We start from the raw sequence: 16,438 nt of genomic DNA, 5'->3' as shown, positions 1-16,438 counted from the left end.
TTATTATTGCCAAAACTTACCTAGGCATCGGGCGCTAAAAGCGCAATCCAAGCCTTTCAATTTTGGCAGCACAGGGCGACACTCTTATAAGCAGTTCCATCACTTACAGATTCAGAAAATTTCTTATACTCATCAATCGCAAGCTGAGCTTGAGTAATTTGTTCTTTTACGCGAACAAAAGCCGTTCCACCTTTTCCACATCTAGAAGCTACTGATCCATCACTAGAAAGAACAAGTTTAAGATTCTCAATATCGGCTCGATCTACAAAATCATTCAGAATATTATCAAAATCATCATCACTTAAAACGTCTAAATCCCCACCAAGTTCTTCAGCACGTTTTACGCATAATCCTGATAACTTATGCGCATTTCTAAATGGAACACCTTGTTTTACAAGCCATTCTGCAATATCTGTAGCTAAGGCAAAACCAGTAGCAGACTGTTCACGCAACCTAGCAATATTAAATTGCATTGTTCTAACCATCCCTGCGAATGCTGGAAGCAGAACTTCTAGAGTGTCAATTTGGTCAAAAACTGCCTCTTTATCTTCTTGCAAATCTCTTGCATAAGCAGTAGGAAGACCTTTAAGAGTGGCCATTAATCCAGTTAAATCTCCGATTAATCGTCCTGCTTTACCTCTAGCAAGCTCCGCAATATCTGGATTCTTCTTTTGAGGCATAATAGAAGATCCAGTAGAATAAGCATCGTCTAAAGTTACGAACGCAAATTCTTGAGTATTCCATATAATAATCTCTTCGCTTAAACGAGAAATATCAACGCCAATCATGGCTGCAATAAATGAAAACTCCGCAACAATATCTCTACTTGCTGTAGCATCAATAGAATTCGCGCAGACAGCAGAAAAACCAAGTTCTTTAGAAACTTCTTCGGGATCTAGCCCAAGAGTGTTGCCAGCCAATGCCCCTGCTCCGTATGGGCTTTCGTTTGCGCGCAAATCCCAGTCCGCAAGGCGATTTACGTCTCGCAAAAGCGGCCAAACATGAGCCATTAGCTGGTGTGCAAGCAAAATAGGTTGAGCATGCTGCATGTGAGTACGACCAGGCATTACAGCGTCTTTTGCTTCTAAAGATTGAGCAACTAAAGCATTACAAACATCTAACACGAGAGCAGCCAAAACGCGCGAGTGTCTGCGCAAAAACATGCGTATTAAAGCTGCGATTTGGTCGTTTCTAGAGCGTCCGGCTCTAAGCTTTCCTCCAAGTTCGTTTCCTGCAATCTCAAGCAAACCGCGCTCTAATGCAGTTGCCTCATCCTCGTCTTCTTCAATTGGCGTAAAAGTGCCATTATCCACGCGATTTTGCAACTCGTCTAGAGCTTTTTGAAGATCCTCGTATTCTTGATTTGTCAATAAACCTGCACGATGCAACGCATGCGCATGAGCGCGAGATCCTGCAATATCATCATCCGCTAATCGCCAGTCAAATTGAGTTGACTTGCTAAGCTTTGCAAGCTCTGCGGAAGGTCCTGAGCTAAAACGTCCGCCCCACAAGGCTATTGGATGGTTTGCGTTGGCATTTGCATTGGCATTTGCATCGTGCATAGTTATATTCTTCTTTCTGCTTTCCTCTTGTTAGTTGTTCTTTGCAACGCGCATATCTCGAGCCGCTGCAACCTTGCTAGACAATCCGTAGATTTCAATAAATCCGTTGGAAGCGCGCTGGTCGAAAGTATCGGAAGAATCGTAAGTAGCCAAGTTAAAGTCATACAAAGACTCATCCGACTTTCTGCCTGTTACAACAGCCTTTCCAGCGTATAAAGTCATGCGAATATCGCCAGAAACATGCTCTTGCGTTTCGTTTATGAACGCGTTCAAAGAACGCACAACTGGCGAGAACCACTGGCCGTCATACACAAATTCCGCCCACTTTTTATCAAGAGCACGCTTAAGCCTATGCTGTTCGCGCTCCAAGCAGCAATTCTCAAGCTCTTGATGAGCCGTAATCAAAGCTTGCGCGCCTGGAACTTCGTACAATTCGCGAGACTTAATGCCAACTAGACGATCTTCAATAATGTCGATTCTGCCGATTCCTTGTGCCCCAGCTCTTTTGTTCATTTCTTCGATTGCTTGCAATGGAGTTACGCTATGACCGTCAATTGCAACTGGAATACCTTTTTCAAACGTGATTGTAACTTCGTCTGGAGTTGTAGCTTCCAAAGGATTCTTTGTGTAAGAGTAGCATTCTTCGGTTGGAGCATTCCACGGATCTTCCAAGAAGCCTGTTTCAATAGCCCTTCCCCAAACATTTTGGTCTATAGAATATGGGCTTTTCTTGCTTTGAGTAATCGGAAGCTTGTGCTCGTTTGCAAAAGCGATTTCCACATCGCGAGTAAGCGACAAATCGCGAATTGGGCTAATTGCCTTTAAATCTGGATCCAAAGACTGGATTGCAACTTCAAAACGAACCTGATCGTTTCCTTTGCCAGTGCAACCGTGTGCGATTGTATCAGCATCAAATTCGTGCGCTGCGTGAACTAAGTGACGAGTGATAAGCGGCCTAGAAAGCGCGGAAACTAAAGGATACACGTCTTCGTACATTGCATTTGCTTTTAATGCGAGCATGCAATAGTTATCCGCAAATTCTTCACGAGCATCAACTACATACGATTCAACAGCACCACAAGCCAAAGCGCGATTTTCAATGACTTCGAGCGCTTCTCCACCTTGACCAACGTTTAGTGACACAGCTACAACGTCTTGACCTGTTTGCTCTTTAAGGTACGGAATAGCTACAGATGTATCGAGGCCACCCGAATACGCCAATACAATACGTTTCTTACTAGTCATAGTGACCTCCCAAGGTCATATATTGAATAAATAAACGATATATAGTATATTATACAACCATAGATAAAATCTCAACACGCTTAGAAATACAACGTTTTTATTACATTCCGAAAAATAATATTTAAAAAAATAAGACAATAAAAATAATACTTATGCAATTGATTACACTATAACAAAGTGCAAAACCACAACACTGTGGTCTTTGCAGCAAGTATTATAAATTCAACATCCATCGATGCATATTAGACACAAATATAACTATAAAATGAATAAACTAATACAAAATCACCTAGATGCAACTGAAAGCATCCAATTAGCTCTATCTTCTGCTTCTTCGTTAGAAACACAAACCATAAGCACTGTATCATCGCCAGCAACCGAACCTAAAATACCTTTTAAAGGCTGCCTATCAATAACACTTGCAACATATTGAGCAGCGCCCGAAGGAGTGTGAATCACAACAATATTATTAGCAAATCCAACTTCTGTAATAAGACCAGAAAGAGTCCTAGCAACCTGTTGATCAATCCTAACGGTATCCATTGCGTGACGATTACCAGTTCCATCTCCTAGAACATAAGCAATTCTGCCGTCTGTAAGACGAATTTTAACCGCATTTATTTCATCCAAATCTCTACTCAAAGTTGCTTGAGTAACCTCAAAACCATGACGAGCCAAAACTTTAGCAAGCTGAGACTGTGAAGTAATAACCTCACTTAAAAGCGCCTGTTCAATCGCATTTAAACGTGCAGCTTTAGTCGTAGGACGCTGCTTTCCAGCGGATTCAATAGAACCAAAATCGTCATTATCATCAAAAGCATCGTCAAAATTATTATCTTCATTCACATAACTATGATTAAGCGCATCATCGCTACTAAAATTATTTGACTTCCTATTAGACTCAACCATAATTGGCAATACCTTTCTAAAGAGCACTCCAATCTAATATACATGAATACATAAATATATTCATGAATATATACATTTTAACAAAGCCATAAATACTATTTTATTTACTAAAAAATACGGCTGAACAACCAGATAATACTAATCATTCAGCCGTATTAATTTAAAAAACGCGACTCTGTAACTTATACTCGAACTTATACTCGCAATGTTGCATGCAATTTTTGAGCAGACTTTGTAATAGCCTCTCGAACCGCTTCCATATCATCGCTAGAAAGCGTTCTATCAGCAGCCCTAAATGTTACAGAATAAGCAAGAGATCTTAGCCCTTCTCCAAGTTGTTCGCCTTCATAAACATCGAACAACTCTACAGACTCAAGCAAATCACCAGAAGCTTTAACAATAGCTTCCTTTAAATCGTGAGCAGTCAAAGAAGAAGGAGCAACAAACGCGAAGTCCTGCTTAACAGGAGGGAATGTAGAAACAGGTTTTGCCTGAACAGGCTTAACTTGCATAGCATCAAACAATGCGCTCAAATCAAGCTCGAATGCTGCAGAGTGCTTTGGCAAACCCAAATTCTCATCAACCTGAGGATGAAGCTCTCCAACAATACCAATTTCAACATCGTCGGCACCATCAACAGGAATATACACCTTCGCGGTACGACCTGGATGCCAAGAAGCAGGAACATCATCAGAATTAATCTGACGAACGTCAAAAGCAACGCCGATTCGCTTTCCTAAACGATTAACAGCTTCTACAGCATCAGTCCAATCAACTTCTCTATGAGTTCCAAGCCAACCTGTTTCTTCAGCATTACCAGTTAAAAGAGCTGAAACATGCAAAGGCTGCTCAGGCAAACCTGCATCCAACGCAGCAAGCTGAGCATCCGTAGGACGAACCGAACCAGGCAAAGCAGGAATAGCTGGAGCATTAGGATCCGCAAAATACACGTGACCAAGCTCATAAAGAGAAACATCACTTAAGCCACGACGAATATTTCTGCGAACCGTTCCAGCTAAAGTGGTAAGAACATTCCTTCGAAGCCAAGGACGATCGCCAGCCAAAGGATTTGCGATTTTTACGCTGACTTTAGCAACAGAATCAACGTCTTCACGGAAAGCTTTAAAATCTTCCTGACCAACAAACGGGTAGCTCAAAGATTCAATCAAGCCCATTTCAGCAAGTTCATATGCAATAGCTCTACGAGTTGCTTGATCTTGCGTTAAACCAGTTTTGCCAGTAACAGGAACAGCTGGAACCTTAACAGGAATCTCATCGTAGCCAACCAAGCGCGCGATTTCTTCGACCAAATCGCATGGCTCATTTAAGTCTGGGCGCCAAGTTGGAGGCAAAACAGAGAAGGATCCGTTTCCGCCGCCAGCAACAGAGCAACCAATATCCGTAAGAATATCGCTAATACGATTCAAATCAATGCTTAAGCCAGAAACACGCTCTACTTCGCTAGCTTTGAAAACAATAACACTTCTATCAACAGTATTGTTTACGTCTGTAGGCGTATTAGAAGGCTCTCCAGAACCAAAATCGCTGAGCATTGTAACAGCCATTTGCGCAGCTGCTGGCTGCAAAGCAGTATCAACGCCACGCTCAAACCTGCGAGATGCCTCAGTTGGAAGCTTATGTCTACGAGCTGTACGTGCAATAGAAACGGGGTCAAAGTGTGCAGCTTCAACAAGAATATTCTTCGTTTCGCTCGTTACTTCTCCATACATTCCGCCCATTACGCCAGCAAGTCCAAGAACACGCGAACCGTGATTTCCCTTTGGAGAATCGCAAATAAGCAAGTCCTCAACGTTAAGCTCTCTGTCTTTGCCATCTAAAGTTGTTAAACGCTCTCCAGCTTTAGCGCGGCGAACAACAATAGGACCTTCAATCTTATCTAAATCATAAGCGTGAAGAGGCTGACCTAAGTCGAGCATTACGTAATTTGTAACGTCTACTGCAAGAGATATACCACGCATTCCAGCACGAGTTAAACGCCTACGCATCCAATTAGGGCTAGAAGAATCTGGATTAAAGTTTCTAACAACGCGAGCGTAGTAACGGTCGCATCCAACAACACCATGAATAGGATTATTATCTTCAATACTAACTTCTATATCTTTAGAAGCTCCATCAGACATAGAAACTACTTGATCAGCTTTATTATTAAGTTCAATTACTGGATCAGTGTAAGTTGCACCAGTTGAATGGTGATATTCGCGCGCAACACCCCTATAAGAAAACGCGTATCCACGATCAGGAGTGATGTTAATTTCCAGCAAAGGCTTGTTTAAGTGCAGAAGCGACATTGCGTCGTCTCCAGGTTTAAAAGCATCATATTCAGCTTTAGAGAAACCGTATTCGCGAAGCAAAATAATGCCATCGTGGCTATCTCCCAAACCAAGCTCGCGCTCGGATGCGCACATTCCATTAGAAATGTGGCCGTAAGTTTTGCGAGGCTCAATCTTAAAATCGCTAGGCAAAACTGCCCCAGGAAGAGTTACAACAACTTTTTCTCCAGCAGCCATATTTGGAGCGCCACAAATAATTCCACGAGGAACTTTATTGCCATTTTCGTCTATCTCGTTGTATTTATCTCCAACATCAACATGGCACCAATTAATAATTTTGCCATTTTTTTGCGGCTCAGGAATAGCATCAACAACGTATCCTACAACAATAGGACCTGTAACTTGAGAGTCGTGAATCTCTTCTTCTTCTAAGCCAACTTGCACCAAATCTTTAGCAAGCTGCTCGTAAGTCAAACCTTCTGGCACTTCAACATGATCTTTAAGCCAGTCAATATCTACCATTGGCATGAGTACTACTCTCCCATCACAAACTGTTCACTGAAGCGCTTATCGCCTTCAACCAAATCGTGCATATCGTTAATATCGTGACGAAGCAGCAAAGTGCGCTCCAAGCCAACACCGAAAGCAAATCCCGTATAAACATCTGGGTCTAAGCCTGCAGACTTAAGAACATTCGGATTCACCATTCCGCATCCGCCCCATTCAATCCAACCTGGGCCACCCTTCTTATCTGGGAACCAAAGATCCAACTCCGCACTAGGCTCCGTGAACGGGAAGTAGCTTGGGCGCAAACGGCTTTTTGCATCTGGACCAAACATTGCAACAGCAAGTCGATCAAGAACACCCTTTAAATCAGCCATGCTCAAATGTTTATCTACTGCCAAAGCTTCGCACTGGTGGAAGACTGGAGTATGCGTTGCATCAAGCTCATCCGTGCGGAATACTCGGCCTGGGGACGCAATATACAGAGGTACTCCTCGCTCAATTAACGCACGAACCTGATCGGAAGAAGTTTGCGTACGCAAAACCATGTTAGATCCAACAAATCCTGCAGCATCCTTTGCTTGATTACCTTGCACATAAAAAGTATCTTGCATTTGACGAGCAGGATGATCTGGACCAAAATTCAACGCGTCAAAATCGAACCACTCTGTTTCTACCTCTGGTCCTGCAGAAATCTGCCAACCCATAGACACAAAGAAGTCTTCAAAGTCTTCAATAATACGCGCAATCGGATGGCGAGCGCCAAGCGGCTTACGATTTATTGGCAAGGTCATATCGACTGTTTCTTTTTGAAGCATATTAGCTTCTTCAATAGCCTTAATACGCTCTTGGGCTGCTGCAAATTCACGACCAAAATCAGCGCGTAAAGCCGACATTATCTTGCCAGCTTCTTTCTTTTCTTCTACTTGAAGACTTCCAATAGACTTGCTGGCAAGGGTCATTGCAGACTGAGCTCCTGCATACTTAGTTTTTGCCGCTTTCAACTCTTCCATTGTTTTAGCGGCTTGAACACAAGCTATACCCTCTTTTACTACCTTTGTAATTGCCTTCGAGTCGAACGGCTTACTACTTGCCACAGCACCCTTCCTATCCGTGTTATGTGTACTTTTGTGAAGCATTCAAAAAACGTCTCAAATCTACATTTTTCGCTCATGACTAGACATAGCCAAGCCCATTAGCATTACTGCAGCGCTGGTTGCCAAGTTCATTGATTCTGCTTTTCCGTAAATAGGTATTACCGATATTTCGTCTACTTTATTTAATATTTCTTCTGGCAATCCTCTGGCTTCGTTTCCAAATAATATTGCATTAGATCCTTCGTTATATCCTTTATTTAAATCATCACTTAGTGGTTTTAGAAGATTTGCAAAAGACTTTGGTTTTTTATTTTCCGTTCCATAAATATCAGCTGCAATAACCCTTATTTTTAATGACTTTGTCCAATCAAACCAATCATCCTCACTCATTGTCACTACTGGCAAATGGAATAATGAGCCTGCAGTAGAACGAACAAGCTTTGAATTAAAACGATTCACGCAATCGTCAACAAAAACAACGGCACTACAACCAGCTACATCTGCAACGCGAATAATCGCACCAGCGTTGCCAGGGTCTCTTACCTGCCAGCAGGCTGCAATCAATATAGGATCATAAGCAAAACCAGACTTATATTTGCTTTCTACCCCAATACTATTAAATTCTTTTATAAATTCTTTATCTAAAATAGTAGAATCACAAACGGCAACAATCCCTTGACAATCCGTACTGATCTTATGCATAACTTCTGCTGTTGCAGGGTGCACATAGCACTGATTTTTTAAGGATTCGTCAACAATTTTGCTTATTGTTTCTAAAGATCCATTTTGCAAAATGCCATTTTTAAGATTTTTAAAAGAATTGACATCAATGTAGTCACTATTAACAGCATCTTGCAAAACGTAAATGTCTAGAATCGATTTATGCGCGTACCTTACCGCTTCCCTAACGCTTTGCGGACCTTCTACTAAAAAGCGCCCATCCACTCGCGATTTTGCACGACTTATTGCACAAATACGCTTAACGCGATCGCTATGCGCGTTGTCTATTAACTCTTTTAACGGCATAATATCACTCTACTTTACATATAGTTACAACACGCGTAAATGTTGCAATACAAAACTACTCAACGAAACTACTCATGATGTTCCGACGAACTTTGAGTGGTATATCCTTCAGGTTCTAGTTGGAATGTGGTGTGCGAAACAGAAACTGGAAAATGCTCACGCAAACAATCTTGAAGCTGGCTTAAAATATCAGCACACTGATCCATTGTTAAATCGCGCTCTACAACAACATGTGCCATAAAAATAGGCATTCCTGTAGAAACAGTACTTGCATGCAAATCGTGAACAGCAAGAACATGAGGAACGTGTTCAAGATGATCGCGAACTTTTTCTATATCCAATCCTTCTGGCGTTTGCTCAAGCAAAACTTTTACAGCATTTTTAAGCAAATGTAACGCTCTAGGAATCATCAAAATTGCAATAATCCCGCCAGCTAAAGCATCAAATCCATTCCAACTAGTACTCATCATTACTACAGCAGACACTACAACAGCAACAGATCCCAAAGCATCGTTCATTACTTCTAAAAAGGCTGCTCGCATATTCATGTTGTCTTTAGATTGAGAAACAAGAATTACAAGAGAAGCAAGATTTGCAAGCAAACCAAGAATACCAAAGAAAAGAAGCTGATTTACATCATGTATTCCATTATGATTTACACCAAAAAGACGCATACAAGATTCCACAATCGCATAAATGCCAACAAAAAGTAGAACAAGAGCACCAGCAGCAGCAGTAATTACCTCTAGCCTAGCCCAACCCCAAGTGCGCTTTGCATTAGGTCTTTTGCGCATCAAAATCGCAGTAACCGTAGATGCAGCTAAAACAGAAATATCTGTTAACATATGTCCTGCGTCAATTAACAAAGAAAGTGAATTTGTTAAAACAGATCCAATCACTTCTGCCAAGAATACAATAGACGTTAAAGCCAAAGTGATAGTTAGCTTATGCTGATGCGCATGACTTGCTTTAATAGCATCTTGCAAAGAAGCGGCATTAGTTCCAGAAGTACTTAAATCATTCTTCTCTAAGATTTCACTGGAAGAGTTTGACAAATGATGATTATTCACACAAATCTCCTATGTTCATACAAATAAGTATCTCGATATCGTTTCTCAATATCATTCCCAATATGCCTTATACGCAATGAACCCCAGCCTAAGCTAGGGTTCACGCATAAACATCTAAAGATTAATTATCTAAAAACTTATTCTATTATTACTATTCGTCAATTAACGCGCCGAGATGATGGGAAGTTGATTCGGCAATCAAATCATCTTTAAAATCGCCATTATCAGCAGCATTAATTATCTTCATTGAGACATCAACCACATCTGGCTGCAAAGCATTAACCCAATGAATACGCGAATCTCTTCCAAACCAACCCATTTGTTTTCTAGCAAGACGTTTAGTTTTCTGAGCAATATCAGCAAAAGCATCATCTTCGCTGCATAAGCCATCTAAATAGTCCATTATTTGCTTGTATCCCAAAGCTCTACTCGCAGTAACACCAAGCCTTGAGCGAATCTCTTTAACTTCGTTTACAAAACCCTGCTCGCGCATCATTTTTGTGCGAAGCTCCACTCGCGCATCCAAATCTTCTCTGTTTAAGTCCAATCCTATTTGCACACAATCAATCAAATACTTGTATTTTGGCAGAGTAGCAGAATACGGCTTTCCTGTTAACTCAATAACTTCTAGAGCGCGAATTGTTCTGCGCGAATTTCTTGGATCCATATTTTTAGCCGCCACAGGGTCCAGTTTTTGTAACTCTTCAAAAAGAGCCATTGCTCCTTGCGACTTTTCACGATCTTCCAAAGCTTTGCGAATATTAGGATCTGTACCTGGAAAAGTTATATCATCTACAGCCGCACGTGCATATAGACCAGAGCCTCCAACAAGAATTGGGCGAATACCTTTTTCTTGCAAATCGCGTATGCATTGCCTAGCAAGCGTTTGAAATTTTGCAACGCTCATGGATTCTTCTGGATCAATAATATCTATTAAATGATGCTTAATCTCGCTTTGCTCTTCTTTAGTGGCTTTTGCTGTACCAATATCCATATAACGGTACATTTGATATGCGTCTGCGTTTATAATCTCCGCTTTTACACCACGTTCAGCAAATTTCTTTGCAATTGCAATACCAAGACTCGTTTTGCCAGATGCTGTTGGACCTACAATCGAAATCACTTTCGGCGGTTTGCACACAATGCGCTCCTAATAATCATATTAAACGAACTAAAATCAACCTTAAAGAAGAATCTTTTCTACAAATTTACACAATCAAACATACATAAAAGTCAATAAAAGTAGTAGGAGATTTTGCTTCGACACCAAAGCAGTAGTTGATTACCACACTGTATTACAATCCCCATTGAGGACGACACGCGCTATTGTTGATGTGTTTTATTTTATATGGTACCGTTTTCGCTAACTTAAAACCGAATGATTTTTATTGTTTACACGTGTTCGTGCATTTTACAACTAAAATTATTCGTTCAACGTGATTTATAAAAGGATTCTATTTGGTTTTACGTTAATCATTTTGTTGTCTTTTCTGCACCGATGGAGAATAGATATGATTACTATTTCTCATGTAGCATATGCGATTTTAAAACGTTATGGGAAAATGAATATTAATCGCTTACAATTACTTTCTTACTATTGCCAAGCTTATAACCTAGCATCCACTAATTCTCCTTTGTTCTATAACAATTTTCAGGCTTGGCGCAACGGTCCAGTATGCCTAGATTTATTTAAGATGCACAGAATTAATGATGTTTTTATAGAATGTAAAGATATTGTTCTAGGACCTTATGAACTTAAAAATCATCTTACTTATTCTAATTTACTCACTATCTATAACGTTTGCGACGCTTTAATTGATTTTAGTATTGAAGAACTAGAAAATCGCGCCCGCAGTGAGATGCCATGGATTGATGCACGCAGAGGGATATTACCAAATAAGGCTAATGAAGTAGAAATATCTAAGAAAATTATTCATGATTATTACGTAAAACATCCAGTAATTAATACGAATTCACGAACAACACGAAGCAAAGAATTTAGAAAAGATGATGAAGGACTACAAAAAGACATACAAGATATAATTTCTGAACAAATTGAAAAATTTAATCAATATAATCAAGATGAAAAAGTTAGAAGAATAAGACGGGCTGAAAAAATTTTAAGAGAAAAATTAAGCATATTGAATGGGCTTAAAAATAATAAAATTTATTTTGATGAAAACATTGTTCGTATTACAGCACGACATTTTGTTGACTACATAAACAATGATATTAATGATAAAAATAAAAATAAATAAGTGGTATAGGTCAAAACATACGGCGCAAATAAGTATGCATAGGAAAATCAAAAAGCTCTAGATCTTATACCTAGAGCTTTTGCTCTGATTATTTCCGTCTGTTGTATGTGCTATATCACATATCGTACATACTTGTGTGCAAGCGGTAAACAACGCCCACTGTTCTATGCTAAAGGCGTTGTAAACATTGGGTTTTGCTACAAATAACGCCACTGTTTGAGCAGTGGCGTTTTTGCGTTTGTGGAGTCGCGGGGAATTGAACCCCGGTCCGGAAACCGTACCCTCGGTCTTCTACGTGCGTAGTCTGCTGGCCGTACGGCAGTTTTTCTGCCCCCATGTTATCGCAGACAATTCATGGCGAGCATATCTACAGTAAAAGTCCCTGAACTACCCTGCAGCTCGGCAATTCAAGCAAGTCTTCTAATGACGTTTAGCACCACTCCGAAGACGTGAGTGGGTAAACGGAGCAGCTGCTCACTGGTTAATCCTGGCGCGAAGCTCAGGCAGCAAGAGCGAACTCAGTGCGATTAGATTTAGCACTTATTCTTTTGCGAAAGGACGTTTACGAGTGGACTTTCGCATTCTCGGCACGCTTCCCCGCGGCGAACAGATCACCGTCGAAACCGATCGACCCCTTTTGATTTATCAAACTATCAATTAGATACTGGCATAAAGCCAGAATAATCATTATAAATAAACGTTTTAACAGAGTCAACCTGTTTTAGAATATTGATTTATTTCAGAATCACTTAAAGCTCAACTAAAGCTCACCTAAAGATTTATTCCAGAATCACTTACCTTTAGTCTCACCTGTTTTAACACCATCACTATTGCCTTTGGCAAGCTTCTTCGATTTTTCAACAAATCTTCTATTAACAACAAACGTACAAATTGACGCAACAAACACGCAAATAAATATTGTAACGTTTCTAGCTCTAGCATTTCCAAGACTTTTTACAGCATTAACATGAAGAGCAACAGCAGATTCCGCATCAACAGTGGTCTTTACTTTTCCGCCACTAACGCTCACAGTTTTAGTACAATCTTTAGACTCATAAACATTGCAATATTCACCATCTGGCAAGTCAGTCTTATAACTCACTTTTTGCGGCTCTTCCGTATTATTAATCGCAAGAAAACCCTTGTTTCCTCGGCTAAATGCAACGTTATTATCGTCATCATCTTGCCAATTAGTAACCTTAGTGCCCCTAACGGCGTTGTAGAACCCAATCATTCCGCGAATCGAAGTTAGCCTTTGCGTGCATTGCCACTTAGAATCCTTTGCACAACTCACATCAGGAATTGAAGTTTGCGTAGCTCCAGGTGCTCCCTCATCTCGTTTTGTAAACTCATAACCAGAAAACACATTTGGAGTTCCATATGGATACGCCAACATAAACGCGTTTGCAAGCTCGTATTTTTTACCATCTTTATACGTCAAAACTCTGCTTGCATTATCTCGCTCAGTATCCCAATTTGTAACGAAAATCGCAGCTTTTTTGCTTGGAATTAACTTATCTGTGATATGTTTAAGATTCTCAATAGACCCATAAAAATAGTTTCTAAGCCTATAAGAGTACTCAAATTCATTCACTTCACCAGTTTGCAAATATTGGTCTGGCTGAATTCTAGGGTCTTGCTCAGAAAACCCTATTGTTTCTTGCATCCACCAAATCTTATCTGGCGTTGTTCCAGCAGCCTCTGCAGCTGCATCTTTTATGCCCTTTACATCTTGCGGAGACATGTGTTTTGCAGCATCAACTCTAAACCCAGCCACTCCAAGCTTTAACATATGCGCAAAGTACTCTCCCAAAGTTTTTTGCACATGAGGATTAGAAGTGTCTAAATCCAATAGTCCAACAAGTCGATGCGTCCAAACGATTTCTGCTTTTCGATACGTGTTGATATTTTCTGTTGACTTATGAAAATCGTCTTTTGTATATCCTGCATCTGGGAACGACTGATTTGCAGCATCATACTTGCTTCCACCAACACCAACAGTGTCTTTGTTTGCAAAACCAGTTGTGTGGTTTATTACCGCATCTGCAATAATTCCAACACCCGAAGCTTTGCACGTTGTAATCATCTTTTTAAACTCGTCTTCGGTGCCAAGTTTTGAATTTAGCTTATAGCTTACAGGTTGATAGCTTGTCCACCATTGGTCACCTTTAATATGATCTTGCGGAGGTGATACTTGTACATATTTTACGCCTTCTGGGCCGTACGTTTTTTTGCATTCCTTAGCTATACTTCTCCAATTTTGTTGGAACGCTGTTACGATTACACCTTTTTGTGTAGTTTTTTGAGATGATTTTGCACCCTCATCTGCAATCGCTGGGCTGCTTGCGACTACTGCTCCCGCCAAAATCATAGCGACGCAAGATGTTATAGCCGCAACTCTTGCCAACACAAACTTTAATTTTACAAGCGCCTTTTTATTGAAGCTCGTAAATACTTCTATGCCGTGGATCATCATTGTTCCTTCCTGCAAGAATTGCGGCTTTGCTTTGTTCTTACTTTATTCTTTTTAGAGCTAGATTCTACCTCACTATATTAGAACCATCTATTCCCACTCGATTGTGGCAGGCGGCTTAGATGTAACGTCTAACACAACGCGATTAATCTGGCGACATTCGTTTGTGATTCGAGTAGAAATCTTTGCCAATACATCGTAAGGAACTCGCGACCAATCAGCAGTCATAGCATCCTCAGAACTTACTGGTCGAAGCACAATTGGAGATCCATATGTGCGCTCGTCTCCTTGAACTCCAACAGAGTGAACATCTGCCAAAAGAACAACTGGGCATTGCCAAATATCGCGATCTAATCCAGCTGCCGAAAGCTCTTCGCGCGCAATCGCATCTGCTTCTCTGAGAACAGCTAAACGCTCGCGAGTAATCTCGCCAACAATGCGAATTCCCAATCCTGGGCCTGGGAACGGCTGGCGCCACACAATAGCGTCTGGAAGCCCAAGCTCCGTACCAATTGCGCGAACTTCATCCTTAAACAAAGTGCGTAAAGGCTCAATAAGCTTAAACTTTAAGTCCTTTGGCAAGCCGCCAACATTGTGATGCGACTTAATGTTTGCAGCACCGTCTCCGCCACCAGATTCCACAACATCTGGGTAAAGTGTGCCTTGTACAAGGAACTTAACTTCTGCTCCAGATTTTCCAGCTTCTTCAATAACTTGACGTTGTGCTTTTTCAAATGTGCGAATAAACTTTTCGCCAATAATCTTGCGCTTGCGCTCTGGCTCACTCACGCCTTTAAGCGCATCTAAAAAGTCATCTTCTGCATCTACTGCAATAAGCTTGATTCCAGTTGCCTCAACGAAATCGTGCTTAACTTGCTCAACTTCGCCTTTACGGAGAAGTCCATGGTCTACAAAAACGCAAGTGAGCTGATCTCCGATTGCTTTATGTACCAGTGCTGCTGCAACGGCGGAATCGACTCCTCCAGAAAGTCCGCAAATAACTTGTGCATCTCCAACTTCAGCGCGAATCTTTGCAACCTGATCTTCTATAATATTCGAAGGATTCCAATCATTTTCCAATCCTGCGCACTCGTGCAAAAATGTGGAAATAAGCTTTTGACCTAAAGGCGTATGCTTGACTTCTGGATGCCATTGCACTCCGTAAAGCTTGCGACTTTTATCTTGCATAGCTGCAACTGGAGCACCTTGAGTGTGAGCAAGCACCTCAAATCCTTCTGGCGCGCTCTTAACTGCCACTCCGTGACTCATCCAAGTATTTTGATCTAATGGAGAATTAGCAAGCAATCCTTCTGCTTCATCAATAGTTGCATGCGTTTTTCCATACTCACCCAGTGCAGCTTTGTCTACAACTCCGCCAAGCTCATGAGCCATAACTTGGAATCCGTAGCAAATTCCGAGCACTGGAACTCCTGCTTCAAAAATCTTTGTGTCAATTTTTGGCGCTCCTGGCTCATAAACGGAAGCAGGACCGCCAGAGAGAATTATGGCTTTTGGATCTTTTGCCAGCATTTCTTCTACTGGCATAGAGTGTGGAACAAGCTCCGAATAAACGTTTGCTTCCCTCACTCTTCTAGCGATTAGCTGGGCATATTGGGCACCGAAGTCAACTACAAGTACCGGACCTTTTGCCATGATTCTCCTTATTTACACGCTTCTTATATATTCCTTATTTATCACTTTATTTTTTGCAAATGTTTTAAAGGTGATATTTAAGGCTGATTCAATTTATACTAATGGCGCTTTGCGACGTTGCAGCGCTTCGAAACGCCGTGACTTATCTAGTTTTAAAACCAATCAAGCTTTATATAGCAATAAAGTGAACATAAAACATAACATAAATGATAATTTTAAGAAAATTTTTGCGAACACTTTAACACATTTTTTCAACAAAATCGCACGTAGTGAGTAATCAAACGCACAAAAGTCAAAAGCTGTTACTATACTGAGAATGATGGAAAAAGAGGCTAATACATTCGTTTTTC

11 protein-coding genes and 1 other RNA gene are annotated in these 16,438 nt (G+C 40.8%); 1 reads left to right on the top strand and 11 read right to left on the bottom strand.

The features are described from left to right. Positions 1-56: 56 nt before the first annotated feature. The 8 genes from argH to miaA all read right to left on the bottom strand — a co-directional run bounded on the left by argH (position 57) and on the right by miaA (position 10,845). Entirely contained in the window at positions 57-1,562 is a 1,506-nt protein-coding gene (argH, locus tag HXT53_RS02235; RefSeq protein WP_004112537.1) for an argininosuccinate lyase, read from the bottom strand. Between the two features lie 30 nt (positions 1,563-1,592). Next, positions 1,593-2,807 (bottom strand): argininosuccinate synthase, encoded by a 1,215-nt coding sequence (locus HXT53_RS02230; RefSeq protein ID WP_004574968.1) that lies wholly within the window; start codon positions 2,805-2,807, stop codon positions 1,593-1,595. 285 nt (positions 2,808-3,092) lie between these two features. Beyond that, positions 3,093-3,716, bottom strand: coding sequence for an arginine repressor (locus HXT53_RS02225; RefSeq protein WP_004115512.1), 624 nt, complete (start codon positions 3,714-3,716; stop codon positions 3,093-3,095). Positions 3,717-3,910: 194 nt separating this feature from the next. Beyond that, positions 3,911-6,535 (bottom strand): phenylalanine--tRNA ligase subunit beta, encoded by a 2,625-nt coding sequence (gene pheT, locus HXT53_RS02220; RefSeq protein WP_421780533.1) that lies wholly within the window; start codon positions 6,533-6,535, stop codon positions 3,911-3,913. 5 nt (positions 6,536-6,540) lie between these two features. Next, positions 6,541-7,608, bottom strand: coding sequence for a phenylalanine--tRNA ligase subunit alpha (gene pheS / locus HXT53_RS02215; protein WP_004112530.1), 1,068 nt, complete (start codon positions 7,606-7,608; stop codon positions 6,541-6,543). Positions 7,609-7,668: 60 nt separating this feature from the next. After that, positions 7,669-8,634, bottom strand: coding sequence for a TrmH family RNA methyltransferase (locus tag HXT53_RS02210; RefSeq protein ID WP_014554679.1), 966 nt, complete (start codon positions 8,632-8,634; stop codon positions 7,669-7,671). Between the two features lie 68 nt (positions 8,635-8,702). Beyond that, complete coding sequence (locus HXT53_RS02205; protein ID WP_004115518.1) at positions 8,703-9,704, bottom strand: cation diffusion facilitator family transporter; 1,002 nt, start codon at positions 9,702-9,704, stop codon at positions 8,703-8,705. A gap of 151 nt (positions 9,705-9,855) precedes the next feature. Continuing rightward, positions 9,856-10,845 (bottom strand): tRNA (adenosine(37)-N6)-dimethylallyltransferase MiaA, encoded by a 990-nt coding sequence (gene miaA / locus HXT53_RS02200; RefSeq protein ID WP_004115519.1) that lies wholly within the window; start codon positions 10,843-10,845, stop codon positions 9,856-9,858. Between the two features lie 370 nt (positions 10,846-11,215). Here miaA and HXT53_RS02195 point away from each other — a divergent pair, with 370 nt between their 5' ends. Next, entirely contained in the window at positions 11,216-11,962 is a 747-nt protein-coding gene (locus HXT53_RS02195; RefSeq protein ID WP_101890149.1) for a Panacea domain-containing protein, read from the top strand. Between the two features lie 238 nt (positions 11,963-12,200). Here HXT53_RS02195 and ssrA read toward each other — a convergent pair. The 3 genes from ssrA to guaA all read right to left on the bottom strand — a co-directional run bounded on the left by ssrA (position 12,201) and on the right by guaA (position 16,088). Continuing rightward, positions 12,201-12,597, bottom strand: a transfer-messenger RNA (tmRNA) gene (gene ssrA, locus HXT53_RS02190). A 155-nt stretch (positions 12,598-12,752) separates the two neighbouring features. Next, the gene (locus HXT53_RS02185; protein ID WP_180947283.1) at positions 12,753-14,435 is read right to left on the bottom strand and encodes an alpha-amylase; all 1,683 of its coding nucleotides are present in this window, start codon (positions 14,433-14,435) and stop codon (positions 12,753-12,755) included. A gap of 90 nt (positions 14,436-14,525) precedes the next feature. Next, on the bottom strand, positions 14,526-16,088 hold the full coding sequence (gene guaA, locus HXT53_RS02180; RefSeq protein WP_004112523.1) for a glutamine-hydrolyzing GMP synthase: 1,563 nt from the start codon (positions 16,086-16,088) through the stop codon (positions 14,526-14,528). Positions 16,089-16,438 lie beyond the last annotated feature (350 nt).

This window comes from Gardnerella sp. KA00390, from assembly GCF_049244075.1.
Taxonomy (GTDB): Bacteria; Actinomycetota; Actinomycetes; order Actinomycetales; family Bifidobacteriaceae; genus Bifidobacterium; species Bifidobacterium vaginale.
The sequence above is the reverse complement of the archived record's forward strand: the minus strand, read 5'-3'. Positions and strand labels throughout refer to the sequence as shown.